The sequence below is a fragment of the Cupriavidus sp. KB_39 genome (assembly GCF_052114485.1).
In the GTDB taxonomy this organism is placed as follows: domain Bacteria; phylum Pseudomonadota; class Gammaproteobacteria; order Burkholderiales; family Burkholderiaceae; genus Cupriavidus.
Map to the genome: position 1 here is coordinate 1 of NZ_JBFREV010000243.1, position 383 is coordinate 383.

1 protein-coding gene is annotated in these 383 nt (G+C 73.1%); it reads left to right on the forward strand.

The genetic code is table 11. From position 1 onward, the window contains the following. Positions 1–13 precede the first annotated feature (13 nt). Positions 14–383: insulinase family protein (locus tag AB4Z27_RS29765; RefSeq protein WP_441646081.1), on the forward strand; the 370-nt coding region annotated here is incomplete at its 3' end.

The window sequence follows — 383 nt, forward strand, 5'->3', positions numbered from 1 at the left end:
GTCGGCGATTTCGATGCCGGCCGATGAGGCCGTGCGGCAGGCCACCGCCCTGTTCGGCGACTGGCGGGCGCAGGTGCCGTTCGAGCGCGTGGAGCGCCCGTTCTACGCGATTCCGGCGGCCAGCTTCACGCTGGAGACGCCGGGGAAGGCCAACGCGGTCTATCTGGCGTCGCTGCCGATCGACCTCGTCGACGGTTCGCCCGACTACCCCCTGCTGCTGGTCGCCAGCCGCGTGCTCGGCGGCACCGGCATGCGCAGCCGGCTGGCGGACCGGCTGCGCCAGCAGGACGGCATCAGCTACGGGGCGTCGAGTTCGATCTCGGTGGGCGCGCTGGATCGGGCCGGGCGCTTCGGCCTGTGGGCGGCCTACGCCCCCCAGAACC